General features: G+C 65.5%; 21 protein-coding genes. 12 read left to right on the forward strand and 9 right to left on the reverse strand.

What is annotated here, in order from left to right; all coding sequences use genetic code 11:
• Positions 1-5: 5 nt before the first annotated feature.
• Both QJT78_RS07740 and QJT78_RS07745 read right to left on the reverse strand, forming a co-directional pair.
• On the reverse strand, positions 6-1,199 hold the full coding sequence (locus QJT78_RS07740; protein ID WP_038942109.1) for an efflux RND transporter periplasmic adaptor subunit: 1,194 nt from the start codon (positions 1,197-1,199) through the stop codon (positions 6-8).
• A 300-nt stretch (positions 1,200-1,499) separates the two neighbouring features.
• Positions 1,500-3,569, reverse strand: a complete 2,070-nt coding sequence (locus tag QJT78_RS07745) for an autotransporter outer membrane beta-barrel domain-containing protein (RefSeq protein ID WP_196238302.1) — start codon at positions 3,567-3,569, stop codon at positions 1,500-1,502.
• A gap of 183 nt (positions 3,570-3,752) precedes the next feature.
• Between QJT78_RS07745 and QJT78_RS07750 the strand changes: the two genes are divergently transcribed.
• Positions 3,753-3,968, forward strand: coding sequence for a hypothetical protein (locus tag QJT78_RS07750; RefSeq protein ID WP_038942106.1), 216 nt, complete (start codon positions 3,753-3,755; stop codon positions 3,966-3,968).
• Between the two features lie 456 nt (positions 3,969-4,424).
• On the opposite strand, the gene QJT78_RS07755 is transcribed toward QJT78_RS07750, so the two are convergent.
• Entirely contained in the window at positions 4,425-5,450 is a 1,026-nt protein-coding gene (locus QJT78_RS07755) for a cyclopropane-fatty-acyl-phospholipid synthase family protein (protein ID WP_038942105.1), read from the reverse strand.
• 381 nt (positions 5,451-5,831) lie between these two features.
• Here QJT78_RS07755 and QJT78_RS07760 point away from each other — a divergent pair, with 381 nt between their 5' ends.
• The 3 genes from QJT78_RS07760 (at position 5,832) to QJT78_RS07770 (ending at position 8,491) form a co-directional block, all read left to right on the forward strand.
• Positions 5,832-6,857, forward strand: a complete 1,026-nt coding sequence (locus QJT78_RS07760) for a flagellar motor protein MotA (protein WP_028150916.1) — start codon at positions 5,832-5,834, stop codon at positions 6,855-6,857.
• Positions 6,858-7,016: 159 nt separating this feature from the next.
• Positions 7,017-8,045 carry a peptidoglycan -binding protein gene (locus QJT78_RS07765; protein ID WP_028150917.1) on the forward strand — a complete coding sequence of 343 codons (1,029 nt, stop codon included), beginning with the start codon at positions 7,017-7,019 and terminating at the stop codon, positions 8,043-8,045.
• The gene (locus QJT78_RS07770; RefSeq protein WP_028150918.1) at positions 8,045-8,491 is read left to right on the forward strand and encodes a GNAT family N-acetyltransferase; all 447 of its coding nucleotides are present in this window, start codon (positions 8,045-8,047) and stop codon (positions 8,489-8,491) included. Before QJT78_RS07765 ends, QJT78_RS07770 begins: the two co-directional genes overlap by 1 nt.
• Positions 8,492-8,737: 246 nt before the next feature.
• Here the strand turns inward: QJT78_RS07770 and QJT78_RS07775 are convergent, their stop codons facing one another.
• Entirely contained in the window at positions 8,738-10,582 is a 1,845-nt protein-coding gene (locus QJT78_RS07775; RefSeq protein WP_028148426.1) for an ABC transporter ATP-binding protein/permease, read from the reverse strand.
• 202 nt (positions 10,583-10,784) lie between these two features.
• Between QJT78_RS07775 and rpmE the strand changes: the two genes are divergently transcribed.
• A complete protein-coding gene (rpmE, locus tag QJT78_RS07780; protein WP_007599895.1) occupies positions 10,785-11,012 on the forward strand; it encodes a 50S ribosomal protein L31 in 228 nt (75 codons plus the stop codon).
• A gap of 194 nt (positions 11,013-11,206) precedes the next feature.
• On the opposite strand, the gene QJT78_RS07785 is transcribed toward rpmE, so the two are convergent.
• Positions 11,207-11,716, reverse strand: a complete 510-nt coding sequence (locus QJT78_RS07785; protein WP_028148425.1) for a DUF1465 family protein — start codon at positions 11,714-11,716, stop codon at positions 11,207-11,209.
• 51 nt (positions 11,717-11,767) lie between these two features.
• On the opposite strand from QJT78_RS07785, the gene QJT78_RS07790 reads away from it, so the two are divergent.
• Positions 11,768-11,917 carry a hypothetical protein gene (locus tag QJT78_RS07790; protein ID WP_162136485.1) on the forward strand — a complete coding sequence of 50 codons (150 nt, stop codon included), beginning with the start codon at positions 11,768-11,770 and terminating at the stop codon, positions 11,915-11,917.
• Between the two features lie 426 nt (positions 11,918-12,343).
• On the opposite strand, the gene QJT78_RS07795 is transcribed toward QJT78_RS07790, so the two are convergent.
• A complete protein-coding gene (locus QJT78_RS07795) occupies positions 12,344-12,535 on the reverse strand; it encodes a DUF1192 domain-containing protein (protein ID WP_028148424.1) in 192 nt (63 codons plus the stop codon).
• 275 nt (positions 12,536-12,810) lie between these two features.
• Here QJT78_RS07795 and metG point away from each other — a divergent pair, with 275 nt between their 5' ends.
• The 3 genes from metG (at position 12,811) to QJT78_RS07810 (ending at position 18,586) form a co-directional block, all read left to right on the forward strand.
• The gene (gene metG, locus QJT78_RS07800) at positions 12,811-14,490 is read left to right on the forward strand and encodes a methionine--tRNA ligase (protein ID WP_038942104.1); all 1,680 of its coding nucleotides are present in this window, start codon (positions 12,811-12,813) and stop codon (positions 14,488-14,490) included.
• A gap of 66 nt (positions 14,491-14,556) precedes the next feature.
• The gene (locus QJT78_RS07805) at positions 14,557-15,555 is read left to right on the forward strand and encodes an NAD(P)H-quinone oxidoreductase (RefSeq protein ID WP_028148422.1); all 999 of its coding nucleotides are present in this window, start codon (positions 14,557-14,559) and stop codon (positions 15,553-15,555) included.
• Positions 15,556-15,709: 154 nt separating this feature from the next.
• Complete coding sequence (locus QJT78_RS07810; protein ID WP_028148421.1) at positions 15,710-18,586, forward strand: EAL domain-containing protein; 2,877 nt, start codon at positions 15,710-15,712, stop codon at positions 18,584-18,586.
• A gap of 57 nt (positions 18,587-18,643) precedes the next feature.
• Here the strand turns inward: QJT78_RS07810 and QJT78_RS07815 are convergent, their stop codons facing one another.
• Positions 18,644-18,901, reverse strand: coding sequence for a hypothetical protein (locus QJT78_RS07815; protein ID WP_028148420.1), 258 nt, complete (start codon positions 18,899-18,901; stop codon positions 18,644-18,646).
• 137 nt (positions 18,902-19,038) lie between these two features.
• On the opposite strand from QJT78_RS07815, the gene QJT78_RS07820 reads away from it, so the two are divergent.
• Positions 19,039-20,535: a diguanylate cyclase gene (locus QJT78_RS07820; RefSeq protein WP_038942101.1), complete on the forward strand. Its 1,497-nt coding sequence runs from the start codon at positions 19,039-19,041 to the stop codon at positions 20,533-20,535.
• Positions 20,536-20,696: 161 nt separating this feature from the next.
• Here QJT78_RS07820 and galU read toward each other — a convergent pair whose 3' ends face one another.
• Positions 20,697-21,572: a UTP--glucose-1-phosphate uridylyltransferase GalU gene (gene galU, locus QJT78_RS07825; RefSeq protein WP_014498169.1), complete on the reverse strand. Its 876-nt coding sequence runs from the start codon at positions 21,570-21,572 to the stop codon at positions 20,697-20,699.
• Positions 21,573-21,772: 200 nt separating this feature from the next.
• On the opposite strand from galU, the gene QJT78_RS07830 reads away from it, so the two are divergent.
• Complete coding sequence (locus QJT78_RS07830; protein ID WP_193375901.1) at positions 21,773-23,158, forward strand: lytic murein transglycosylase; 1,386 nt, start codon at positions 21,773-21,775, stop codon at positions 23,156-23,158.
• Between the two features lie 171 nt (positions 23,159-23,329).
• Complete coding sequence (locus QJT78_RS07835) at positions 23,330-25,021, forward strand: DUF459 domain-containing protein (RefSeq protein ID WP_281460208.1); 1,692 nt, start codon at positions 23,330-23,332, stop codon at positions 25,019-25,021.
• A 186-nt stretch (positions 25,022-25,207) separates the two neighbouring features.
• Here the strand turns inward: QJT78_RS07835 and QJT78_RS07840 are convergent, their stop codons facing one another.
• Entirely contained in the window at positions 25,208-25,582 is a 375-nt protein-coding gene (locus QJT78_RS07840) for a CsbD family protein (RefSeq protein WP_028148416.1), read from the reverse strand.
• Positions 25,583-25,652 lie beyond the last annotated feature (70 nt).

The following is a 25,652-nucleotide window of genomic DNA, read 5'->3' on the forward strand; positions in this document are numbered from 1 at the left end:
GCGCGTTACCGCGTCAGCTTCTGGGCGTGCCGATTGTCCGCGGTGGCGTCCGCTTCCGACCAGGATTGCGGTTTCACCTTGTCGCCGGCCGCGAACTTCTGGAAGCCTTCGACCACGACCTTGTCGCCGGCCTTCAGGCCCTCGGTCACGAACCAGAGTCCGTCCTGCACCGACCCCGTGCGCACCGGCTGCACGGCGATGTGGTTGTCGTCCTTGACGACGAACACCTCGCTGCCGCCGCCGCCATTGCGCTGGATCGCCTGCTGCGGCACCGCGATCGCGTCGCTATCGAGACCCTGGTCGATGCGGACGCGGACATACATGCCCGGCAGCAGCTCGCGCTTGGGATTGCGGAATTCGCCGCGCAAGGTCACCTGGCCGGTATGGGCATCGACCTTGGCGTCCGAGAACAGCAGCTTGCCGTCGAGCGAATAAAGGGTGTTGTCGTCGAGCACGAGGCGCACCTTGGCGGCATCGGCCGCGATGCGCTCGAGGTCGCCGCTCTCGAAGGCGCGGCGGAGCTGGTTGAGCTCGGTCACCGACTGGGTGAAGTCGGCATAGATCGGATCGAGCTGCTGGATGCTGGCGAGGTTGGTCTCGTTCTGCACCGCGAGCGCCCCCTCGCTGACCAGCGCCGCACCGACAACGCCGTCGATCGGCGCGCGCACGGTGGCGTAGTCGAGATTGAGCTTTGCGCGTGCGAGTTCCGCCTTGCGGCCTTCGACCTCGGCATGGGCCTGGCGCTCGGCCGCGATCGCCTTCTCGTTCTCGGCTTCCGGGGCAGCGCGATCCTTGGTGAGGGTGGCGATGCGGTGCGCCTGCTGCCTCGCCTGCATCAGCCCGGCCTCGGCCTTGGCGAGCGCGGCCTCGTTGGCCAGCACCTCGACCTCGAACGGACGCGGATCGATGCGGTAGAGCGCGTCGCCGGCCTTCACCTCGCTGCCCTGGCGGAACAGGCGCTCGACCACGATGCCGGAGATGCGCGGCCGCACGTCGGAGACGCGCGTCGGCGCGATCCGGCCCGGCAGCTCGCGCACCACGGCGCGCGGCTGCGGCTTGACGATGACGATGCTGACGTCAGGAACGGCGGGCTGGGCAGCGGACAACGCAGAGACGGATTCGTCGCAGCCCGCGAGCAGCGGCGTAAGGGCCGCGAGCATCAATGCAACGCATGCCGATCGCGCGCGAAGTCCTGACATGAAGTTAAACGCCCCGATGTTGTTGAAACTGAAATCACGCTCCGCGCGAGCCCGTTCTGGGCGATTCCATGCGGCTGATGCCGTCAAGATAGAAGGTCCTTGCTGCGACGCAACGCATTGCGCGGGCGGCTCAATGCCACATGACCTATCGTGCTGAGTTCAGGGCGCTTTTCGGGACTCACCGGATTGTGAGTCGGGTTCCATCACGGCGGACTGCGACAGAAGATCGCAACCGAGCGTTACGAGCGTGACAAACGACCGTCTTTCGGACCGGCGCGGCGCCGGTACAAAGCGCAGGATTCACCACGTGAGGCGGAAGCCGCCGGTGCCCTTGTAGTTGCGGTTGTCCGAGCTGTTGTTGAGGCTCGCATTGTAGGAGACCTCGCCGAAGACGGCGTAGCGCCCGTTGGCCCAGCTGTAGGTGCCACCGCCGCCGATGCTGCCCCACACCCGATCCTGCGCATTGGCAAAACCGATGCCTGCGACATCGACATTGGTGCCGTTGAGGAACTCGTAACGCAGATTGGCGATGCCGTAGACATCGGATCGCACGATGCCCGTGGCATCGTTCCAGATCCTCTGGTGGTTGAGGGCAAGGCCGGCACGGCCGAGCAGGCTGTCACCATCGCGCAACGCCACCGGCGCGCCGAACCGATCGGCAAAGCTGTCGAAGGCGACCTTCGAATAGGAGAGCTGCGCCTGCGGCGTCAGTGACCAACCATTGCCGATGCCGATCCGCTTGCCGGTCTCGGCGCTGAAGGCATAGCCAAATCCTTCATTGCCGTGGGTCAGGCTGCCGGCCAGCACGGACGACAGATCGCTGCGGTAGAACATCGACTGCGCCTGACCGTCGACATAGAAGCCGTTGTCGCCATACCAGGTCACCGTACTGCCGACGCCCGTCCCCTCAACACGGATACGGCCATTGCCGAAGAACGACGCGACATTGGCGGTCGTCAGGCCATATTGCGCGGTGAGGCCGACGATCAGCCGGCCCAGCTCGTTCTCCAGCACGAGGCCGTCGAGTCCCGTCTGCACTTTCAAATGATCGGCCTTGTAGGTCGAGCCGGTGGTGTTGGAGGGCTGCAGGTCGGAATGGCCACCTTCGATGCGGCCCCAGAACGCCGTGGGCGCAGACGCAGCCACGGCGGTCGCCGCCGCGGCACCGGCGCGCGCCATGGCGTCGCTGCCGCCCCAATAGCGGTTGCCGACGCGCTGCTGCAGCGTCGGCAGGTCGTTCATGCCGAGCAGCACCTGCGCGTAGTTCTCGTACAGCGGAACGCCCGGCTGATAGAGCGGACCGGGAGGTGCCGAGACCGGCGGATTGATCAGGCTCGATCGCAGATACCAATCGCCGTCGCCGGGAGTGGCGATGCCGTTCTTCTGCAACGTATAGGCATAGGCGCCGCCGACCACCGCCTGCTCGCCGTGAAGGACATAGCTGCCCAGAAGCGAAAAACTGCCGTTGGACGCACCGGCTACGCCTATCACCTTGATGCCTTCGGTGGTCTGCGCGCCGGTGCCGCCGACATTGGTGATGCGCAGCGACGACGAGCCCGACGTGCTGCCCTGCACCCGCAATAGATCAGTCGGCGAGCCGTCGCCGCCGAGCCGGGTGTTGAGCTGAACCGTGCCGCCATTGCCCACGTAATTGCCGACCACGGTCAGCGTGGTTCCCGGCGCGCCGCCGAGGATGACTGTTCCGGCATTGCCGAGCGAGGCAAGCGTTTGATTGAAGCCGGCGAGGTCGAATGTGCCGCCGGCGGCCACGTTGAAGGCCGACGCTGCGCTGAACGTGTTCGCCGCTCCCGCGCGCAGCGTACCGCCGCTCACGTTTGTCGCCCCGTTGTAGGTATTGGCGCCCGTCAGCGTCTGCGCTCCGGCGCTGACTGTCAGGCCGCCCGCGCCACCGATCACGCCGGCGAACGTGTCGTTCGCGTTGGTGATCGTCAGGTTCTTCGCGCCGAGACTGACGCCGCCGTTGCCGGCGAGGCTCTGAATGCTGGTGCCACCGGCGGTGATGCCGGAAATGTCGAACGTCCCGTTGGCGACGACGCGGCTCGAATTGCTGATGGAGCCCGCACCGGTGAGCGCAAGGATACCGGCCTGGATCACGGTCTGGCCGGCATAAGGGCCGGCGGCGGCGAGGTTCAGGGTGCCGCTGCCGATCTTGGTCAGCCCGCCGGCGCCCGTGAAGGCGGAGGCGGCATCGGTGCCGACCGTGAACGCGCCGGTGTCGATCGTCAGCCCGCCCGCGAGGATGTTGAGCCTGGTGCCTGAAAATCCGTTGATGAAGGTCGCGTTGCTGGCCGTCGCCTGCAGGATACCATTGTCGAAATTGGCCTGGCTCGCGCCGGATCCACCCCGCAAGGATTGAGTTTCCAGTATGCCACCGCCACTGATGTTGAGCGTGCCGGACGATGAGGCGCTGTTGGCCAGGACTGTGCCGGCTCCTGTAACGATGCGCCCGCCGTTTTGGATGTTGAGCGTGCCCGCGCCCAGAAAGCCGACAAAAAAGTTCCGCCTGGAATGCTCCATTGCGAGCCTGCGCCGGTGACGGTCACCACTCCGGTGGTTCCGGCCGCAACTCCGAGCCGCGATGAGCCGGTACTCGTCAGCGTGCTGCCGTTCTGGATCGTCAGATTGCCGGCCGGTGCACCGCTGTTGCCAATGCTGATGGTCCCCACCGAAACGCTGAACGGGCCGCCGATGCCGAGGATCGTCTCCCGTTGCGGCGGCGCACCCAGGATACCGATGTTGACGGTTTGACCTGGGACGGGAGGGGCTGCGGTCGTCCAGTTGCTCCCGGTCATCCAATCGTTGCTGGTCAAGCCGGTCCAATTGGCCTGGGCCGAGGCTGATCGTGTGAACAGCGCCGACAGCGCCACAACCAACAGGCTCGCCAGCAGCAAGCGAAGCATTCGAGTCGGGGAGGCGCTGGCGGAACACTTCTGAGTCCGACTCGGACTCCTGCGAAGCATGTCATCTGATTGTCGTCGGATCGTCGCAGCAGCCCCGATGCATTCGCGCATGCGCTATTCCAATTGCGTCCACACCGTTCGAGGGTGCGGATTTTCTTGTCGTGTGGTCCACGAAATACAACCACAACGCTAGGCGAGCAGAAACGATCAGACAACAATCGAAACGTGCTGCTCCGAAGATACACACGGCGTGTGCCGTTTGCGCAACGAAAGACGCTTAACAAGTTCTTTCGGAGTACGCGCCCTAACCCGCCTTCATCCGGTAGTGGCTGACGCCCCATTCGCTGCCATCGGCGTAACCGAACAGCCCTGATGTCGCGAGGAAGAACCAGCGCCAGCGTCGCATCCACAAAGCGGTCTCCTCGCCATGGACGCTGCGCAGGGACGCTTCGATCGTGTCGCGATGCGCATCGAAATTGGCGAGCCAGTCGTTCGCGGTGCGCTGATAATGCGTACCGCTCCAGCACCATTCCTTCTCGATCCTGAAGACGTCGCCGAATTGCCTGACGAGGTGATGGCTCGGCATCAATCCGTCCATGAAGACATGCTGCGCGATCCAGTCCTCGCGATTGGCGCGGTCGAACAGGTGTGAGCCGGAACGATGGGTGACGATGTGCATGAAGAAGCGCCCGTCAGGCGCGAGCCAGGACCGCACGCGCGTCATCAGCTTGCGCCAGTTCATCATCTGCTCGAACATCTCGACCGAGACGATGCGGTCGAATTGCCCATCGGGCGCGAACACGTTCATGTCCGCGGCGACCACGCGCAGGTTCAACAGTCCGCGCAGCCGCGCCTGCTCCTCGACATAGGCGCGCTGGGCCTGCGAGTTCGACACCGCCGTCACCTTCGCGTGCGGGAACCGCCGCGCTATCCACAGCGACAGCGAGCCCCAGCCGCAGCCGAGCTCGAGGATGGTCTGGCCATCGGCGAGACCGGCGTGCTCGACGGTCTGGCGCAGCGCCTCCTCCTCTGCCTCCTGCAGGGTGCTCGCATCGGACTTGTAGAAGCAGGACGAGTAGTTGCGGTTGGGGCCGAGCACCTCCGCAAAGAACGCCGCGGGCACCTCGTCATGCCCGGCATTGACGGCATCCGCGTCCCCGGCGATCGGCCGCAGGATCATCCGCCCGGCGAAGGCGGCATCGTCGGCCGCGCCCAGTGCGGACATGCGCGTCGCCGTGCGCGAGCACAGGCGCTGGATCGCAGCGCGGATCACGACGTCCGGCAGCGGCACGCGTTCGGCAGTCCCGAAGATCGCGGAAACGACGCTCATGCGACCACTCCGTTGATCAGGTCTTGTTGTGGCGGCTGCGAAAGGAACGGACAGGTTCGGGCGTTGCCACCCGCCCGGCGGGCTCTGGGGTCCGGACAGGATCGACCGCGCCGCAGATGCTGCCGCGCCACCCAGGCGAGCGCCATCCGGACCGCGAGCAAGAGCGCGATGACGGCCACTCCCCAGGATTCGTCACCATGCAAAAAGTCCGACCTAAGCCTGCGGAATGCCGAAGTTTTGCAAATTGCGTCTCTATCAAAGCGCGGTTTCAGCTTTGGGTTCCGAGAGCTGTCCACGAAATCGGCGCATCCGGCGCTTTTTTTGGGCTGCCGCTGTGCCATAGTGCGCCCGCAAGCAAGTTCCTAACGGATGATACCGGCCATGCCGCCAGGCGCCTCGCCCCGCTCCCCCATCGATATCGAATATACCAAGCTATCCTCGCCCAGCGTTTTCCTGGTGCGGATGCTGGTCTTTCTGGTGCTGTGCACCCTGGTCGGCGTGGTGCTCTACAAGCAGATCATCCTGGCCTTCTTCGCCAATCCCGGCCTCAATGCCCTGATCGGCGGCGTGCTGTTCATCGGCATCATCCTGGCTTTCCGCCAGGTGATCCGGCTCTACCCCGAAGTCTCCTGGGTCAACAATTTCCGCATCGCCGATCCCGGCCTGGCACCGTCCCGGCACCCGAAACTGCTGGCACCGATGGCCATGATCCTCGGCGGCGAGCGCACCGGGCGGATGACGATCACCCAGACCACCATGCGGCACCTGCTCGATTCGATCGCGACCCGCCTGGACGAGGCCCGGGACATCTCCCGCTACATGACCGGCCTGCTGGTCTTCCTCGGCCTGCTCGGCACCTTCTGGGGCCTGATCGAGACGGTCGGCTCGGTCGGCAAGGTGATCGACGGGCTCAAGGTCGGGGGCGATTCCGGCGCCCTGTTCGACACGCTGAAGGAGGGCCTCGCCGCCCCGCTCGGCGGCATGGGCATCTCGTTCTCCAGCTCGCTGTTCGGCCTCGCCGGCTCGCTGATCCTCGGCTTCCTCGATCTGCAATCGAGCCAGGCTCAGAACCGCTTCTACACCGACCTCGAAGACTGGCTCGCCACCACCGTGCGCGAATATGGCCATGGCGAGGTTGCGGTCGCAGCCGCCGGTGGCGGCGGCGGCGTTGCCAGCGGCGAGCTCCAGGCCGCCGTCGAGCGCTTACGCTCCGTGCTCGAGGAAGGCAGCGCCAGCCGCGGCACCACGGCGGCAATGGCGAGCCTTGCCGAAGCCATCCAGGCGCTGGTCTCGCACATGCGGACCGAGCAGCAGATGATCCGCGAATGGGCCGACGGCCAGGGCGAGCAGAACCGCGAGATCCGCCGCCTGCTGGAGCGCATCGCGCGCCAGCCGGAGAAGGGTTGAGGACACGACGAAGGCTTCGTGCCCCGGACGCGATGCAGCACGAAGTGGTGCATCGCTGAGCCGGGGCCCAGAGCCTTCACCGAGACAAATGGGTCCCGGCTCTGCGCAGCAGCGTTGCACGCTGCGGCGCGTCCGGGACACGAGAGAACGGAGACGTAAATGGCTCTAGCCCGCGGCCGCCGCAGCGAAGCCGGCTTCAACTACTGGCCCGGATTCGTCGACGCGCTGTCGACGCTGGTGCTGTCGATCGTGTTCCTGCTGTCGGTGTTCCTGGTCGTGCAGTTCTTCCTGTCGCAGGAGGTCACCGGCAAGGACAAGGCGCTGGAGCAGCTCAACGCCAAGATCGCCCAGCTCAACGAGCTCCTGTCGCTGGAAAAGCTCGGCAAGCTCACGCTGGACGACCAGGTCTCGCAATTGAAGGCGGGCCTCGCCTCGGCCGAGACCGAGCGCGATCGCATCAAGGGCCTCTATGACGGCCTCGCCGCCGCCGGCAACGACGCCCAGGGCAAGACCACCGAGCTCGGCAAGGCGCTGGACTCGGAGAAGGCGGTCTCGGCGCGGGCGCTGGCGCAGATCGAGGTGCTGAACCAGCAGATCAGCGCGCTGCGGCGGCAACTGGCGGCGCTGGAGGAGGCGCTCGACGCCAGCGAGAAGCGCGACAAGGAATCGCAGAACCGCATCGCCGATCTCGGGTCTCGCCTGAATGTTGCGCTGGCGCAGCGCGTGCAGGAATTGTCGCGTTATCGCTCGGAGTTTTTCGGCCGCCTGCGCACCATCCTCGGCAACCGCCCTGACATCCGCATCGTCGGCGACCGCTTCGTGTTCCAGTCCGAAGTGTTCTTCGACACCGGCCAGGCGACACTTCTGCCGGAAGGCCGCGCCGAGCTCGACACATTGGCGACCGCGCTGATCGATCTCGACAAGAAGATCCCGAGCGAAATCCCCTGGGTGCTGCGCGTCGACGGCCACACCGATTTGCGCCCGGTCAGCGGTGCGAATTTCAAGTCGAACTGGGACCTGTCGGCCGCCCGCTCGATCTCGGTGGTGCAATATCTGATCTCGCTCGGCGTGCCCGCCCAGCGCCTCGTCGCCGCCGGCTTCGGCGAATTCCAGCCGCTCGACACCGCCAACACGGAAGAGGCCTACAAGCGCAACCGCCGCATCGAGCTGAAGCTGACGGAGCGGTAGTGAGCGCGCTCCACCTCCGCCCCTACCGCCCCGAGGACGAAGCCGCCGCGATCGACCTCTGGCATCGCACCTGGCAGCAGGCCTATCCGCAGATCGATTTCGCCGCGCGGCTGGACTGGTGGCGGGAGCGCTGGCGCAAGGATCTGGTGCCGAAAGCCTCGATCGTGGTCTCGGAAGCGGACGGCGTGCTGACCGGCTTCGTCACCATCGACGGCGAAGGCTATCTCGACCAGCTCGTGGTCGATCCCGCTCACTGGGGCTCGGATGCGGCGAGGCTGCTGGTGGATGAGGCCAAGCGCCTGTCACCGTCGGGCGTCACGCTGCTCGTCAACAAGGACAATGCCCGCGCCATCCGATTCTACGAGCGCAACGGCTTTGCCCATGCCGGCGAGGATTTGAACCCGACCTCGGGACGGCCGGTGCTGAAGATGGCATGGCGGGCGTGACGAGGTTTGCTGCCGCCCCCCTCCGCTGTCATGCCCCGGCTTGCCGCCTTCGCTGAAGCTTCGGCGTGCCGAGCGCTCGTGTGGGCCTCGGCGTAGCCTTGGCGGAGCCGGGACCGGGGCATCCAGTACGCCGCGACTTCTCCGAATCCCACGACTGTCTCTGGAATACTGGATCGCCCGCTCCAGTGCGCAAGTGCGCACAAGGCGGGTGATGACACCGTCAGTGAGGCGACAGTCAGGAGCCCCTCACGCGCCCTCGAACTGCAGCCTCGCGAGCCTCGCATAGAGCCCGTTCTTGGCGACGAGCTCCGCGTGCGTGCCCTGCTCGACAATCTTGCCCTGGTCCATCACCAGGATGCGGTCGCAGGACAGCACGGTGGCGAGACGATGGGCGATCACCAGCGTGGTGCGGTGGCGCATCAGCTCTTCGAGTGCGGTCTGCACCAGCGTCTCGCTTTCGGCGTCGAGCGCGGAGGTGGCTTCATCGAGCAGCAGCAGCGGCGCATCGCGCAGGATCGCGCGGGCGATGGCGATGCGCTGGCGCTGGCCGCCGGAGAGCGTGACGCCGCGTTCGCCGAGCGGGGTCTCGAAACCCTCGGGCAGGCGGCGGATGAACTCGGCGGCATGCGCAAGCTCGGCAGCACGCTCCACCTCGGCATCGGTCGCATCGGGCCGGCCGAAGCGGATGTTCTCGCGGGCGCTCGCGGCAAACACGTTGGATTCCTGCGGCACCAGCGCGATGCGCAAGCGGAAATCGCGCGGGTCCGCGGATTTGACCGGTACGCCGTCGAGGGAGATCGCGCCGCTCCGCGGGTCGTAGAAGCGCAGCAGGAGATGGAAGATGGTGCTCTTGCCGGCGCCTGAGGGGCCGACGATCGCGACCTTCTCGCCGGGGCGCACGGTGAACGACACGGCATCGAGCACATTGACGTGAGGCCGCGCCGGATAAGCGAAGCTGACCTGGTCGAAGCCGACCTCGCCGCGCGCCGGCACCGGCAGCGCGCGCGGTGACGCCGGCGCGGTGATCTCGGGCTGCACATGCAGGATCTCAAACAGGCGCTCGGCGGCGCCGGAGGCGGCCGAGACCTCGCCCCAGACCTCGCTGAGCTGGCCGAGGCCGGCCGCGGCGAAGGCCGCGTAGAGCACGAACTGGCCGAGCCGGCCCGGCGAGATCGTGCCGATCAGGACGTCATGCGAGCCGATCCAGAGGATCGCGACCACGCTTGCGAACACGATGAAGATGATGATCGCGGTGAGCACGGCACGGGCCTGTGTCGAGGTGCGTGCGGCCTCATAGGCCTGCTCGACCTCGCCGCCAAAACGCTTCTCGGCGAGCCCTTCGCTGGTATAGGCCTGCACGGTGCGGATGGCGCCGACCAGCTCGCCCGCATAGGCGGAGGCATCGGCCAGCGTGTCCTGCGCGTTGCGCGACAGACGCCGCACCCAGCGCCCGAACGCGACCAGCGGCAGCACGATCAGGGGAATGGCGAGCAGCACGAAGCCGGAGAGGCGCGGGCTCGTGATCACCATCATCGCCGCCGCGCCGAAGAACATCATGAGATTGCGCAGCGCGATCGAGACGGAGGCGCCGACCGCGGACTTGATCTGGGTGGTGTCGGCCGTGAGCCGCGACACCAGCTCACCGCTGCGCGCGGAATCGAAGAAGGCCGGCGAGAGCGAGAGCAGATGGGCGAAGACGTCGCGCCGGAGGTCGGCGACGATGCGCTCGCCGATCGTCATCACGAGGTAATATCGCGAGGCGCTGGCAAGCGCGAGCACGGCAACGACCGCGATCATCACCGAGAAGTAGCTGTTGATCAGCGCGATGCCTTCCGGCGTCAGGCCGAAATCGATCATCCGCCTCACGGCGATGGGCACCAGTAGTGTCGTCAGCGCCGCGACCGTGAGCGCGACGAAGGCGAGCGCCGCGCGGCCGCGATAGCGGGCCACATAGGGCGCGAGCGCCAGCAGCGGCCGCAGCTTCGCGCGGCCCTTCGCCGGCGTCTCGATCAACTCGGCTTCGATCGACGGGGCCTCTGGCGCGGCATGCTTGTCGCGGTATTGGTCGTCAAGCCGTTCCACAGCGCTCATGAGATCGGACACCCAAGGAGACAGATGAACTCCACATAGGCCGCTGCGGGGAGAGTGGCAAATCCGGGATGTCCCTTAGGGGACGGCCCGGTTCTCCTTTGCCCACAATGGCTTGTTTTAAAGGGGCCTGTGGGGTATAGACCCCGCCAAATCCGTCATTCGATAGCCACTCAAGACAGGCGCCGGGCGCCGAGGAATTGCCATGAAAGCCGAAATTCATCCGAATTATCATACGATTAAGGTCGTGATGACCGACGGAACCGAGTACCTGACCCGCTCCACCTGGGGCAAGGAAGGCGACACGCTGAACCTCGACATCGACCCGAAGTCGCATCCGGCCTGGACCGGCGGCAACGCCCAGCTGATGGATCGCGGCGGCCGCGTCTCGCGCTTCCAGAAGAAGTTTTCGGGCTTTCTCAAAAAGGATTGATCCCGCCCGCAAGGCTGGACACGAAAAACGCCCCCGGTGAGACCGGGGGCGTTTTTGTTTGTGGCGAGACCAGTAGGGTGTGCAACGCGAAGCGCGTCCACCATTCTTTCTACGATCCGGAAAGCAAAATGGTGGGCACGGCGCTTTGCGCCTTTGCCCACCCTACGAGACCTGTGACTACGGCACCTCTGTGCTTACCGCTCGAACGCGGCCTTCAGCGCGTTGAGCTGCGGCACCAGCGGGTTGCCGATCGCCACGTATTCGACCGGCGGGGTGTGGATGGTGGTGTCGAGGCGGCGGACGCGGGTCTGAAGGCTCATCGAGCGATGGATCAGGTCCTGGAGCTGCGAGGGCAGCTTCTCGACGGTATCGGACGGGCCGGGATCGGCGGCGCTGAGCTTGACCTTGGTCTTCTCGCGATTGGCCTGGCTCAGCGTCATCTCGCCTTCCTTCACCGCGCGGTGCAGCAGCAGCCACGAGGCAAGCTGCATCAGGCGGGTGGTCAGACGCATGCTCTCGGTCGCATAGGTGAGGCTGACGGCGCGATCGAGCGCCTTGGCCTCGGTGCGGCCGGCGCCATCGAGATAGGCGGCGGTCTCTTCCACCAGGTCCATGCCCTCACGGAACAGGACGCCGAACGCCGCAGAATTGGTGAACCGCTCGCTGAGTTGAACGAGAGCACCCTCGGCTTGCAAACGTTCCATGGTTAACGCCCCTTACGCAACTGTCTGACTGTCCGGCTTTGGCGCCGGCTTATGATGAACAAATCATTGCGCGGGCGCGACGCGGAGTCCAGCGACAAGAGCGGATATGGTTTCCGCGCGTCTTTCCTCGGAATTCAACCGGAACGAGACCCAAAAATGGCAAAAAAAGAGCCGCCGGAGACCGGCGGCTTTGAAAGTTGATAACAGGGAGGCGTCAAACAGAGTGGACAGGAGCCACTCGGTGTCCAAACGAGGACAGTTCCAGTCATAAACCCGAAAGCTTAATTGGAAGTAAACGAGCTAATTTTCTGAGAGTTCGTTAGCCATGTCGGTCACTGGCCGAGTGCGCGGCGGAACAAACTCTCCACTCGTCATTCTGGGGCGCGACGAAGTCGCGAGCTTTGATGCGCAATTGCGCATCTGAGAATCCATAGCCACAGGCGGATGCGGTGGCCCGGCTCAGCCTGCCCGTTTCAACTGCCTGTGGTTATGGATTCCGGGCTCGGCGCTGCGCGCCGCCCCGGAATGACGACGCGAGATAGTTTTGCGCGAAGCATGGGTCCCGGCTCTGCGGAGCAGCGCTACGCGCTGCACCGCGTCCGGGACACGAGAGGTGAGCGCTAGGCCCTACTTCTTGAAAAAACTATCCGCCGCATCGCGCGAGGCGCGCTTCTTGGTGGCGGCTTCCTCGAGTCTTGCGATCTCGGTGTTGAGCAGCGCCACGCGCTCGGTCAGTTCCTCCACTGACAGGAGTGAGAGATCCTGTCCGATTTCATGGCTGACCTTCTTGCGCGGCTTGTCGTCGTCCTCGATGGCCATGTGTCCTCCCGGGCAGTCCTGTCCTGAACGACGCCGATCTGGCGCTTTCCGAGCCGAAATGGTATCGCTTCTGCACGAGGAGAATTTGCAGTGACTTTCGCGAGCGCGCAACACCTGACGCGAATGCCCCGGCCCAACCGCAAGGAGGTTGACCGGACGGGATAAGCGCGCGTCCACGCGCGTGAGGCATGAGCCGACCCCAAGCCCTTCCGATCATGCGGGAGGGCTTTTGATTTTTCGTCGGTCGGCATCACCAAACGCGAAAGACCGCAGTCATGACCAAAATTCTCATCACCAGCGCCCTTCCCTACGTGAACGGCGTCAAGCATCTCGGCAATCTCATAGGTTCGCTCCTCCCCGCCGATGTCCATGCCCGCTTCAGGCGGCAGATCGGCGACGACGTGCTCTTCATCTGCGCGACCGACGAGCACGGCACGCCGGCTGAGCTCGGCGCCGTTCGCGCCGGACAGGATGTCCGCACTTTCTGCGATGCGCAGCACGCAATCCAGGCCGACATCTACCGCCGGTTCGGCCTTTCCTTCGACCATTTCGGACGAACCAGCTCGCCACAGAACAGCGCTCTGACGCAGCATTTCTATCGCAGGCTCGACGATGCCGGATTGATCGAGGAACGTAAGTTGCCGCAGGTCTGGTCACCCACGGACGGCCGCTTCCTGCCGGACCGCTACGTGCTCGGCACTTGCCCGCATTGTGGTGACCCCTCCGCGCGCGGTGATCAATGCGACCAGTGTGGCGCGCTGCTCTATCCGCCCGAACTGATCGACCCGCGATCCGCGCTGTCGGGCGACCGGGCGCTGGAGGTCCGCGAAAGCCGCCATCTGTTCCTGCGCCAGTCGCAGCTTGTCGGAGCGTTGAGCGCGTGGATCGACAGCCGCTCCGGCTGGCCTTCCTTCGTGGTGTCGACCGCGAAAGGCTGGCTGACAGCCGATCTGCGCGATCGCTGTATCACGCGCGATCTGGCCTGGGGCATCCCGGTTCCGCGACAGGGATTCGCCGACAAGGTCTTCTATGTCTGGTTCGACGCGCCGATCGGTTACATCGCCGCCACCCAGGAATGGGCCGCCGCCGCACCTAGCCGCGACTGGCGAAAATGGTGGTGGCAGGCCGATGACGTCCGCTACGTCCAGTTCCTCGGCAAGGACAACATCCCATTCCACACGGTGAGCTTCCCGGCGACGCTGATCGGCTCGAACGAGCCCTGGAAGAGCGTGGACGTGATCAAGGGATTCCACTGGCTCAATTACGAGGGCGGCAAGTTCTCGACCAGCCGCAATCGGGGCATCTTTACCGACCAGGCCCTGGAGGAATTGCCCGCCGATCTCTGGCGCTGGTGGCTGATCGCCAACGCGCCCGAAAGCGCCGACACCGATTTCAACGTTGCCAGGTTCGTCGCCGACGTGAACAAGGATCTGGCCGACATCTTCGGCAACCTCGTCAATCGCATTGTCAGCTTTGCCCATCGGGCCTTCGACGGCCGGATTCCGGAAGGCGGCGCTCCTGACGAGGCCGAGCACCTGCTCGCACGGGAACTGGAGCAGCGTATCGGGACGCTGCGACGGCACCACGAGGCGCTCGAGTTTCGTGCCGCGGCTGCCGCGACGCGTGCAATCTGGGATGTTGCGAACGCTTACCTGCAGCATGCGGCGCCGTGGACAGCCATCAAGTCCGATCCGGCTCGCGCAGCGATCGTGACGCGAACAGGCCTCAATCTGGTCCGTACCTGCGCCGTGCTGGCATGGAGTATCGTACCCGGCCTGTCGGAAAATGTGCTGCACGCCTTCGGTGGCGAAGATGCCGCGCCAGACTGGCCCTGTGGCCCAATCGCGGACCTGCTCGACGGCGGCGCCGGCACAGCGATCACGCCGATCGGTCCACTGGTCGAAAAAATCTCTCCCGAAAGAGCAAGCCATCTGGCGGCGCGGTTCGGGCCTTAATGTCGTTTCACTTCGGCGGAAAAAGGCGATATGCCATCCGCCGAATTCATTCATCAAGGACACATCATGGACAAGCTGCCCGCGCAAATGACCGTGGTCGCCATCTCCAAGCCCGGCGGACCGGAGGTGCTGGTGCCGGAACAACGTGCCGTTCCGCAGCCCGGTCCGGACGAGATCCTGGTCAAGGTGCAGGCCGCGGGCGTCAACCGGCCCGACGTCGCGCAGCGCTCCGGCGCCTATCCGCCGCCGCCCGGAGCCAGCGACCTGCCGGGACTCGAGATCGCCGGCGAAGTGGTGGCGGTCGGCAGCAACGCCAAACGGCACAAGATCGGCGACAAGGTGATGTCGCTGGTCGCCGGCGGCGGTTATGCGCAGTACTGCATCGCGCAGGACGCCCAGGCGATGAGCGTGCCGCCGGCGCTGTCGATCAAGGAAGCCGGCGCGCTGCCGGAAACCCTGATGACGGTCTGGCACAACGTGTTCGAGCGCGGCGGCCTGAAGGCCGGCGAGACGCTGCTGATCCATGGCGGCTCCTCCGGCATCGGCACCATGGCGATCCAGCTTGCGAAAGCGTTCGGCGCGAAAGTGTTCGTCACCGTGGGATCGCAGGACAAGATCGATGCCTGCCTCAAGTTAGGTGCCGACCGCGCCATCAACTACAAGACCGAGGACTTCGTCGCCGTGGTCAAGGAAGAGACCAACAAGGCCGGCGTCAATCTGATCCTCGACATGGTGGCCGGCGAGTATGTCGACCGCAACTATGATGCCGCCGCGGTCGACGGCCGCATCGTGCAGATCGCAACCCTCAACGGCCCCAAGGTCAGCGTCAACATCGCCAAGGTGATGGTGAAGCGCCTGACCCATACCGGCTCGACCCTGCGCCCCCGTAGTAATGCGGACAAGGCGGCCATGGTGGCCGCAATCGAGGCGAAAGTGATGCCGCTGTTGCGCGAAGGCCGCGTCAAGCCGCTGATGGACAGCAGTTTCCCGCTGGAAAAGGCATCCGATGCGCACCGGCGCATGGAGACCTCGGCACATATTGGCAAAATTGTGTTGGAGGTCTAGGCCAACGGCCCATCAGGCAAGGCGGAAACCCTTTGATTTTCCTCGCTTTCGTGGCATCTATCGCGAGGCGCCGAACCATCTTGTTCCGTTCGGAAAACGCCTTGCACTGACCATCTTGCACTGAAGAGTTTGCGTCGAACGCGGAGAACCGACCTTGCGTCTGATCAGGTGCCTCGCGCCCATAGCGCTGGGCCTCATGATTCTCGTCGCCGCGTCCCCAGCGCGCGCGCTGGATGCCGTCAGCGTCCGCGGCGACGCGCCCGCGATCGACCTCACCGGCGTGCTCGAGCATCAGCGCAGTGACGCCGATCGCATCCAGGTCTCCACCGCACCCGGCACCGACGGCATCGTCCGCCGCATCGAGGTGCGCGCCCGCGAGGGCGGCCAGAACTGGGTGGTGTTCGCGCTCGCCAACAACACCGACGACCAGCTCGACCGCCTGATCGTCGCCCCGCATTACCGCATCGTCTCGTCGGGCCTGCTGTGGCCCGACCTCGGGCTGTCGCGCATCGCGACCATCACGCCCTCGATCGGCGACCGCCCGGAGCGCCAGGAGAGCGCGACGGCCGACGTGTTCCGTATCACGCTCGATCCCGGCGCCGTCGTCACCTTTGTCGCGGAACTGCGCACCGACAAGCTGCCGCAGCTCTATCTGTGGGAGCCCGAGTCCTACAAGGACAAGGTCAACTCCTTCACGCTCTACCAGGGCATCGTGATCGGCATCTCCGGGCTTTTGGCGCTCGTGCTCACCATCCTGTTCGTGGTGAAGGGCAGCATCATGTTCCCGGCCGCCGCGGCGCTGGCCTGGGCGGTGCTGGTCTATATCGGCGTCGATTTCGGCTTCTGGGGCAAGGTGCTCGACATGTCGAACAACGCCGAGCGCATCTGGCGCGCGGCGGGTGAAGCGATTTTGGCGGCGACGCTGCTGGTGTTCCTGTTCGCCTATCTCAACCTCAGTCGATGGCACGTGCGCTATTCGCACATCACCGTCGGCTGGCTCGCATTCCTGGGCTCCCTGGTCGCGCTCGCCTTGTTCGACCCGGCCGTGGCGTCCGGCATCGCGCGCATCTCGCTGGTGCTGATCGCCTTCGCGGGCTTCGCACTGATCGTCTATCTCTCCACCCACGGCTTCGACCGCGCCGTGCTGCTGATCCCGACCTGGTTCCTGCTGGTGGTCTGGGTGGTCGCGGCCGGCATGACGGTCGCGGGCTCGGTGACCAACGACATCGTCGGCCCGGCGCTGCTCGGCGGCCTCGTGCTGATCGTGATGCTGATCGGCTTCACGGTGATGCAGCACGCCTTTGCCGGCGGCGGCGCCAGCACCGGCGTCGTCTCCGACATCGAGCGGCGGGCGCTGGCGCTGGCCGGCTCCGGCGATCTGATCTGGGACTGGGACGTCTCCGCCGACAAGGTGTTCACCAGCCCCGAGACCGAAGCCCTGCTCGGCCTCAAGCGCGGCACGCTGGAAGGCCCGGCGGCGTCGTGGCTCGAGGTGCTGCATCCGCTCGACCAGGACCGTTTCCGCGCCGCGCTCGACAGCGTGCTCGACCAGCGCCGCGGCCGCCTGGTGCAGGATTTCCGGCTGCGCACGCCGGACGGTCATTTCATGTGGTTCGCGCTGAAGGCGCGCCCGGTGGTCGGCTCGGACGGCGAGGTCTCGCGCGTCGTCGGCACGCTGACCGACGTCACCGAGCTACGCAACGCCGAGGAGCGCCTGCTGCACGATTCCGTGCATGACAACCTCACCGGCCTGCCCAACCGCAAACTGTTCATGGACCGGCTCGGTGCGGTCGCGCATTTCGCCAAGACCATGCCGACGCTGCGACCGACGCTGATGGTGATCGACCTCGACCGCTTCAAGCAGGTCAACGATTCCGTCGGCATCGCGGTCGGCGACTCGATCCTGCTGACGTTGGCCCGCCGCCTCACCCGCATCCTGAAGCCGCAGGACACGCTGGCGCGGCTTGCCGGCGACCAGTTCGGCCTGATCCTGCTCTCAGAGCAGGACCCCGCCCGCATCACCGCCTTCGCCGAGACCATCCGCAAGACCATCCGCGCCCCGATCGCCTTCAACGACCGCGAGATTTTTCTCACCGCCTCGATCGGGCTCGCGCTCTCCGATCCGCAGACCCAATTGACGGACGAGATCATCAAGGACGCCGAGCTTGCGATGTATCATTCCAAGCGGATCGGCGGCGACCGCATCGACGTCTACAAGCCCGCGATGCGCGCGCGAAAGACCGACCGCCTGACGCTGGAGAGCGAGCTGCGCCGCGCCATCGAGCGGCAGGAGCTCACCATCCTGTACCAGCCGATCGTGCGGCTGGAGGATCGCTCGATCGCCGGCTTCGAGGCGCTGGTGCGCTGGGATCATCCGAAGCTCGGACGCATGGCGCCGTCGGAATTCATCAGCATCGCGGAAGAGACCGGCCTGATCGTCGACCTCGGCATGTTCGTGCTCGACCAAACCGCCAAGCAACTTTCGGTGTGGCAGCGCGCGATGCGCTCACGCGAGCCGATCTTCGCCTCCGTCAACGTCTCCTCGCGGCAATTGCTGCGCCACGACCTGATCCACGACATCCGCACCGTGCTGTCGCGCTCCTCGGTGGCGCGCGGCACGCTGAAGCTGGAATTGACGGAATCGCTGGTGATGGAGAACCCGGAGCACGCAGCCCAGATGCTGACGCGCATCCGCGAGCTCGGCACCGGGCTGTCGCTCGACGATTTCGGCACCGGCCATTCCTCGTTGGCCTATCTGCAGCGCTTCCCGTTCGACACCATCAAGATCGACCAGTCCTTCGTGCGCACCACCAACCGCGGCACCCGCCCGGTGATCCTGAAGTCGATCATCGCGCTCGCGCATGATCTCGGCATGGACGTGGTCGCCGAAGGCGCCGAGACAGACTCCGACGCGGTCGAGCTCTACCAGATGGGCTGCGAATACGCGCAGGGCTTCGCCTTCGGCGAGCCGATGGACGCGGACGCGGCGATGCGTCTGCTCACGGAAGTGCGGCTGGAAGCGGCGAGCTAGGCTCTTGTCTTACCCTCCCCCTCCAGGGGAGGGTGAAACCGGCCGCGCGGGCCGAGCTCACCTGCGCTGCTTCTTCTTGGTGAACCGCACGCTCTGGCCGTCCGGCATCCGCGTCGCGACGAAGCCCGCGGCGAGGCAGGCTTCGCGCTGCGGCATCTGGATGTCGGGGCTGCGGAGGCTGTCCCACCACGAGGCGCGATTCGCCGCACGCGGCAGGGCCGAGCCGATGATCTCCTCGATCTGCTCGAAGCTCAGCACGAATTCCGTTTGCTTTTGCCGCATCAGGTAATCCCGCAGCGCGTCGTAATCGTTCACAATCGTCCTCTCGTCCCAGCTCCGCTGCCCAAAAGCGATGCCTGCGGAAACCAATTCTTAACTCATTGCGGTCGCGCCGTCCCGGCTTAAACACTACGCAAGATTTCGGGCGCATCCACTAGTGTCGGGAGCAATCGATGCAGTCTGGATGGCGCGACGTCACGACCCGCCGGCCGTGGCGGATTTCGGCGAAGCTGCTGATCATATCGTCCGTCGTGACGGTGATCGGCTTTTCCGCCATTTGCGTCAACGTCATGCTGGACATGCGCCGCGGCGAGGAGGCCCTCGCGCGCCAGACGCTGGACAATCTGGCCACCTCCATCGAAGCAGATATCAGCCGCAACATCGAGATCTACGATCTCTCCCTGAAGGCGGTCGCCAGCAACATGCTGCTGCCGGAGATCAACGCGGTCTCGAAGCCGATCCGTCACCTGATCCTGTTCGATCACGCAATCACGGCGCGGCACTTCGGCGCCATCCAGGTGTTCGATGCCGAGGGCAGGCTGACCATCGACGCCTCCACGCTCGATCCCCCGCCGGAGAACCGGAGCGAGGAGGATTACTTCCGGGTTCATCGCGACGATCCCGACGCCGGCCTCTTCATCAGCCGTCCGATGCTGTTCCGCGGCGCCTATTCCATCGTGCTGAGCCGGCGCATCAGCGATACCGACGGCGGCTTCCTGGGGGTCGTCACCGGCTCGATCCGTTTCAGCTATTTCCACGAATTGTTCGAGCGCCTGAACCTCGATCCCGACGATACCATCACCGTGCTGACGCGCGATCGCACCATCATGATGCGGCGGCCGTTCGATCTCGACGTCATCGGCAAGAATCTCGGGACGCAGCAGAGCTGGAAGGCCGACAATCTCAAGGCCGGCGGGTCCTATGCGGGCCAGGGCCCGGTGGACGCGACGCCGCGCCTCTACGTCCGCAGCACCGGCCCGGGTCCGCTGTTCGTGGTGGCAGGCAAGCCGCTCGCCGCCGTGTTCGAGCTCTGGCAGAAGGAAGCCTACCGCATCGGCGCCGTGGTCCTGGCGCTCATCCTGTTCATGCTGGCCTCGACGCTGGTGCTCGCCCGCGAGATCAGCCGGCGTGCCGAAGCCGAGCGCAAGCTCGAGGAGATGGCGACGACGGATGCGCTCACCGGCCTGAAGAACCGCCGCAAGTTCGACCAGGTCATCGACGTCGAATGGCGCCGCGCGATGCGCCAGAAGACGCCGGTCGCGCTGCTGATGATCGATGCCGATCACTTCAAGGCCTACAACGACACGTTCGGCCATCAGGCCGGCGACCAGGTGCTGGTCGGCATCGCGATCTGCATTTCCGATTCGGTGCGGCGGTCCGGCGACTGCGCCGCGCGCTATGGCGGCGAGGAATTCGCGGTGCTGCTGCCGAACACTTCGGCCGCCGAGGCCTTCAAGGTCGCCGAGACGATCCGCGCCAAGGTGCAGGGCTGGTCCGACGACCAGGCGGCGTCGACGGTCTCCTGCGGCATTGCGGGCCTGGTTCCTACCACCGGCCTGGACTGGCCGATCCTGGTCGCCGCCGCCGACAAGGCGCTCTATGCGGCGAAAGCCGGCGGCCGCAACCAGTCCGTGGTCGCGAGCCTTCCGAAGCTGTCGCTGGTGGCTTGAGGCCTCCGTGTCGTCCCCGCGAACGCGGGGATCCATACCGAGGAATCTATCAATCGTTGCCGGCAGCAGTACCGAACGGCGAGTCTTCGCCAAACTACTCCCTGTGATTATGGGTCCCGGATCTGCGCTTCGCTTGTCCGGGACGACACCGAGAGTGGCAGCTACTGCCCCAGATACTTCTTCATCTCCGCAATGAGCCCATCACGCAGTTCCGGCCGCTTCAGGCCGTAGGCGATGTTGGCGCGGAGGAAGCCGGGCTTGGAGCCGCAATCATGGCGCTCGCCCTCGAACTCGACGCCGTAGAATTTCTGCGACTTGGCGAGGCCGATCATGGCGTCGGTGAGCTGGATCTCGCCGCCGGCGCCGCGCTCCTGGGTCTCCAGGATCTTGAAGATCTCCGGCTGGAGGATGTAGCGGCCGGTGATGGAGAGGTTGGAGGGCGCGGTGCCCTTGGCCGGCTTCTCGACCATGCCGTCGACCTCGAACATCTTGCCGGTGCGCTTGCCGACGCCGCAGATGCCGTATTGATGGGTGAGATGGTCGGGCACGGCCTCGACCGCGATGACGTTGGATTTTTCGCCGAGCGTTGAAGCCGTCTCGATCATCTGCTTCAGGCAGCCGGTCGTGTTGAGCACGAGCTCATCGGGCAGCACCACCGCGAACGGCTCGTTGCCGACGATGTCGCGCGCGCACCAGACCGCGTGGCCGAGGCCGAGCGGCGCCTGCTGGCGGGTGAAGCTGACGGCGCCGGCCTCCGGCTGGTTCTGCGCCAGGATGTCCTGCTCGGCTTTCTTGCCGCGCGCGGCGAGCGTCGCGTCGAGCTCAAACATCTTGTCGAAATGATCTTCGATGACGTTTTTGTTGCGGCCGGTGACGAAAATGAAATGCTCGATGCCGGCTTCCCTCGCCTCGTCATAGACGTACTGGATCAGCGGCTTGTCGACGATGGTCAGCATTTCCTTCGGCATCGCCTTGGTGGCGGGCAGGACGCGGGTGCCGAGGCCGGCGACGGGGAATACGGCTTTGCGAATTTTCATGGGACAGATCGAATACCTGAGGACGTGAAGGGAGCAATGGTATCTTGCTAACTTGTTTGCAGCCGCTAACAAAGGCGGATGTGGGGCCTCGCGCTCACAGAGTTGAGAAAAAGGCCGACACCAAAATTTCACCTTTGTTAAGCTATTGGCAACCGGTACCGGGCCTCCTGAAGGCGGATTTTCGGCCGGACAGGTAGGGTATGATGCAATCAGTGGCAGCGCTGGCGAAACGTGCTGGATTTGTGACCGGCGCAATGATGCTTGCGGCCGCTGTGCTGCTGCCTGTCAGCGCGCACGCCCAGGCGCAGAACGGCTTGTCGAACCTGTTCGGCGGTATTTTCTCCGGCTCGAATCCAGCGCCCTCTCAGCCGGCGCCCGGCCCCGGCGGCGCCTTGCCGTGGACCGGCGAGGACGGCGCCTCCGGCCACCCGCTGATGACGGCCGCCGCGATCCGCGAAGCGGCCGCCAACTTCAACAATTGCGTTGCGGGGATGTGGCCCGATGCCGCACGGCGCAACATCACGCAGGAGAATTTCCAGCGCTTCACGGCCGGGCTTACACCCGATTTGCGCATCATGGATCTGATGGACTCGCAGCCCGAGTTCACCAAGTCGATCTGGGACTATCTCGACATCCTCGTGAACGACAACCGCCTCGCCAAGGGCCGCGAGGTCCTCGCCAAATACAAGGCGCAGTTCGACGCCACCGAAAAGGCCACCGGCGTCGACCGCTACATCATCGCCTCGATCTGGGGCATCGAGTCCAATTACTCGACGCAGATGGGCGACCGCAGCGTGCTGCAATCGACCGCGACGCTCGCCTGCATCGGCCGCCGCCAGGCCTATTTCAAGGACGAGTTTCTCTCCGCGCTGGAGATCCTCAACCGCGGCGATCTCAGGCCTGAGCAGATGCGCGGCTCCTGGGCCGGCGCCTTCGGCCCGACCCAGTTCATGCCGACCGCGTTCAAACGCTTTGCCGTGGATGGCGATGGCGACGGACGGCGCGACGTCGTCGACAATCCCACCGATCTGATCGCCTCGACCGCCAACAATCTGAAGAAGGACGGCTGGCAGGCCGGCCAGACCTGGGGCTACGAGGTCGTGGTGCCCCAGGGCTTCAACTACATGCTGGCTGATCGCGCCAAGGCGATGACGATGGCGCAGTGGGAGAAGCTCGGGCTCAAGCGCCCGGCCAACCAGCCCTTCCCGCATCCGGCCGAGAAAGCCTATCTGCTGGCGCCCGCCGGCGCGCAGGGTCCGGGCTTCCTGATGCTGCAGAATTACCGCGTCATCATGAAGTACAACCCGGCCGAGGCTTATGCGCTGGCGATCGGCCATTTCGCCGACCGCCTGCGCGGCGGCCAGCCCTTCGTGCAGCCCTGGCCGCGGCAGGAGCGCGAGCTGTCCCGCACCGAACGGCTGGAACTCCAGCAGCTGCTGGCCCAGCGCGGCTTCTACAAGGGCACCCCGGACGGCCAGTTCGGCGGCCAGACCCGGGAGGCGCTGCGCAATTTCCAGGCCTCCATCGGGGTCCCCGCCGACGGATTTGCCTCCTCGGACGTGCTGGACCGCCTCCGCGGGCGGTAAAACCACCCCGAAAGTAACCCTGAACAGGGATTTTGCCCGATCGCCTTGACGGGGACGGCTGTTCCCCGGTGTATGGCAGAAGAATCCGCAAAGAGAATCTGCCCGTTTGGCGCCTGATTCCGCTATTATATCGAGCCTGTCCCGATCCCCATTGCGCGTGCCTGAGATCGCATGTCGAAGAAGTCCCTGTTCAAGGCGCTGACCGAGACCGGCCCGCTGATCGCGCTGGGGACGGCGCTTGCGATTCTGGTCTCCGTCGCGGGACCCGCCTCGGCGCAGTTCTTCAACTTCCCCGGCTTCGGCGGCCCGCCGCAGCGGCAGGCCCCGCCACCGCGAAACGGTGGAGGCGGCGGCTGGTTCGGTGGCGACTTCTTCGCGCCATTCCAGCAGCCGCAGCAGCAGCAGGCGCCGCGCCAGGATTTTTCGCGCGCGCCGGCACCAGCCAAGCGCGACACCACGCCCGACAAGAACGTGCTGGTGATCGGCGACGCCATGGCCGACTGGCTCGCCTACGGCCTCGAAGACGCCTACACCGAGCAGCCCGACATGGGCGTGATCCGCAAGCACAAGACCACGTCCGGCCTGATCAAGTACCAGCCGAAGGGTGAGCCCGCGGACTGGACGGCAGCAGCGAAGGGGATTCTCGAGACCGAGAAGCCTGATGTGATCGTCGTCATGCTCGGCCTCAACGACCGCATCTCGATCCGCGAGGCCGCACCCGACAAATCCGACAAGGCGACGGACAAGAAGAACGACAAAGGCGCGCGCGCCAAGCCACCGGCCAAGCCGGGCGATGCTAAACCCGACACGGCCGCCAAGCCGGACGACAAGCCGGCCGACGCCGACCTGCCGCAAGACGATGCCGACAACGCCGACACGCCGGCCGTCGCAACACCGGAGAAGACCGCGCGCAACCCGAACGGCCTCTACGATTTCCGCGACGAGCGCTGGGTCGAGCTCTACGGCAAGAAGATCGAGGAGCTGGCCAACGTCCTCAAGTCGAAGGGCGTGCCGGTGCTCTGGGTCGGCCTGCCCGCAATCCGCGGCCCCAAGGGCACCGCGGACATGCTGTTCCTGGATTCGCTCTACCGCGAAGGCGCGGCCAAGGCCGGCATCACCTATGTCGATGTCTGGGACGGCTTTGTCGACGAAGCCGGCCGCTTCCTCCAGAAGGGCCCGGACTTCGAAGGCCAGATCCGCCAGCTCCGCAGCTATGACGGCGTCTATTTCACGAAACCCGGCGCACGCAAGCTCGCCCACTATGTCGAGCGCGAGATCACGCGCCTGCTCGCCGGACGCTCCGGCCCGTTTGCGCTCCCGAGCGAGCCTGCGACCCCCGACACCAGCGCCGAGCCCGGCAAGCCCGCGCCGCGGCCGCTGGCGGGACCGATCGTGCCGCTGGTAGCGGCCTCGATCTCGGCCGATCAATTGCTGGGCGGACCGGGTTCGCGTCCCGCTGCCGTCGATGCGCTCGCCGCGAAGACGATGGTGAAGGGTGAGCCGCTGGCCGCGCCCGCCGGCCGTGCCGATGATTATGCCTGGCCGCGCCGCGAAGTCGGCCGCGAGCAGGCCAAGGGCGATACGCCGATGGCTGCGACGACGCCGGATGGTGCTGCTGCGGCTCCCGGTACGCCAAGCGCTGCCGCTGCAATCGCGCCGCCAAGACTCGCGCCGAAGAAGCCGCCGGTACAGCAGCAGCCGCAGCAGCCGGCCCAGGCAACGCCGGCATTCCGCGATTTCTTCGGCTTCGGCTCTCCGCAACCACCGCCGCGTCAATTCGCGCCGGCGCCGCGTAATCCCAATCCCGCGATCCCGCGCCCGCCCGGTAACGTCGGGCGATCGGCGGAGATGTTCCGGTGGTAGTTTTTCTGAATTGAGATCTCGTGTCCCGGACGCGCTGCAGCGTGTAACGCTGCTGCGCAGAGCCGGGACCCAGCACTGCGACATTCACAAAAGATGGGCCCGGCTCAGCAAAGCGGCGTTACCGGACGATGCTACGCATCGCCTAGGCCGCGTGGCGTCCGGGGCACGAGAGACGGGAGCTTTGGCTCAGCCGTAATAGCGCCAGCGCGGCGGCGGGCGACGGGCGGGACGCGACATCAGAAGCGCGAGTGCGAAGCCGATCCCGCCGGCGATCAGCAGCGCACCGAGCGGATTGTCCTGCACCTTCTTGGCAATCGCCTGCGAACCGTCGCGCAAGGTCTCGGCCGGCTTGTCGTAGGCATCCTTGGCGTAGCCGGCCGCAGTCTCGCCGGCGTCGCGCACGGCGTCCTTGGCCTGGCCGTAGAGATTCTGCACGGTGCCGGCGGCTTCCCGCGCCTTGCCTGACGCCTGTGTCTGCGCATCGCCAGCGAGATCACCGACGGCGCCTTCTACGCGCCCAGCGAATTCCTTGGCCGATCCGACGATCCGATCCTTGTCCATGTTGCTCCTCCTCGGGGGTCAACCCAAGTAACCGATCAGGAGCAGCGCGGTTCCAAGTGTTTGCGAAAGT

The sequence above is a fragment of the Bradyrhizobium sp. Mp27 genome, from assembly GCF_029953005.1.
Taxonomy (GTDB): Bacteria; Pseudomonadota; Alphaproteobacteria; order Rhizobiales; family Xanthobacteraceae; genus Bradyrhizobium; species Bradyrhizobium barranii.

Excerpts from the sequence above, each read along its gene's own strand:
- QJT78_RS07740 (WP_038942109.1), bottom strand. The coding sequence starts at position 1,199 with ATGTCAGGACTTCGCGCGCGATCGGCATGCGTTGCATTGATGCTCGCG.
- QJT78_RS07755 (WP_038942105.1), bottom strand. The coding sequence starts at position 5,450 with ATGAGCGTCGTTTCCGCGATCTTCGGGACTGCCGAACGCGTGCCGCTG.
- QJT78_RS07760 (WP_028150916.1), top strand. The coding sequence starts at position 5,832 with ATGCCGCCAGGCGCCTCGCCCCGCTCCCCCATCGATATCGAATATACC.
- QJT78_RS07765 (WP_028150917.1), top strand. The coding sequence starts at position 7,017 with ATGGCTCTAGCCCGCGGCCGCCGCAGCGAAGCCGGCTTCAACTACTGG.
- QJT78_RS07775 (WP_028148426.1), bottom strand. The coding sequence starts at position 10,582 with ATGAGCGCTGTGGAACGGCTTGACGACCAATACCGCGACAAGCATGCC.
- rpmE (WP_007599895.1), top strand. The coding sequence starts at position 10,785 with ATGAAAGCCGAAATTCATCCGAATTATCATACGATTAAGGTCGTGATG.
- QJT78_RS07785 (WP_028148425.1), bottom strand. The coding sequence starts at position 11,716 with ATGGAACGTTTGCAAGCCGAGGGTGCTCTCGTTCAACTCAGCGAGCGG.
- QJT78_RS07790 (WP_162136485.1), top strand. The coding sequence starts at position 11,768 with ATGATGAACAAATCATTGCGCGGGCGCGACGCGGAGTCCAGCGACAAG.
- QJT78_RS07795 (WP_028148424.1), bottom strand. The coding sequence starts at position 12,535 with ATGGCCATCGAGGACGACGACAAGCCGCGCAAGAAGGTCAGCCATGAA.
- metG (WP_038942104.1), top strand. The coding sequence starts at position 12,811 with ATGACCAAAATTCTCATCACCAGCGCCCTTCCCTACGTGAACGGCGTC.
- QJT78_RS07805 (WP_028148422.1), top strand. The coding sequence starts at position 14,557 with ATGGACAAGCTGCCCGCGCAAATGACCGTGGTCGCCATCTCCAAGCCC.
- QJT78_RS07820 (WP_038942101.1), top strand. The coding sequence starts at position 19,039 with ATGCAGTCTGGATGGCGCGACGTCACGACCCGCCGGCCGTGGCGGATT.
- galU (WP_014498169.1), bottom strand. The coding sequence starts at position 21,572 with ATGAAAATTCGCAAAGCCGTATTCCCCGTCGCCGGCCTCGGCACCCGC.
- QJT78_RS07830 (WP_193375901.1), top strand. The coding sequence starts at position 21,773 with ATGATGCAATCAGTGGCAGCGCTGGCGAAACGTGCTGGATTTGTGACC.
- QJT78_RS07835 (WP_281460208.1), top strand. The coding sequence starts at position 23,330 with ATGTCGAAGAAGTCCCTGTTCAAGGCGCTGACCGAGACCGGCCCGCTG.
- QJT78_RS07840 (WP_028148416.1), bottom strand. The coding sequence starts at position 25,582 with ATGGACAAGGATCGGATCGTCGGATCGGCCAAGGAATTCGCTGGGCGC.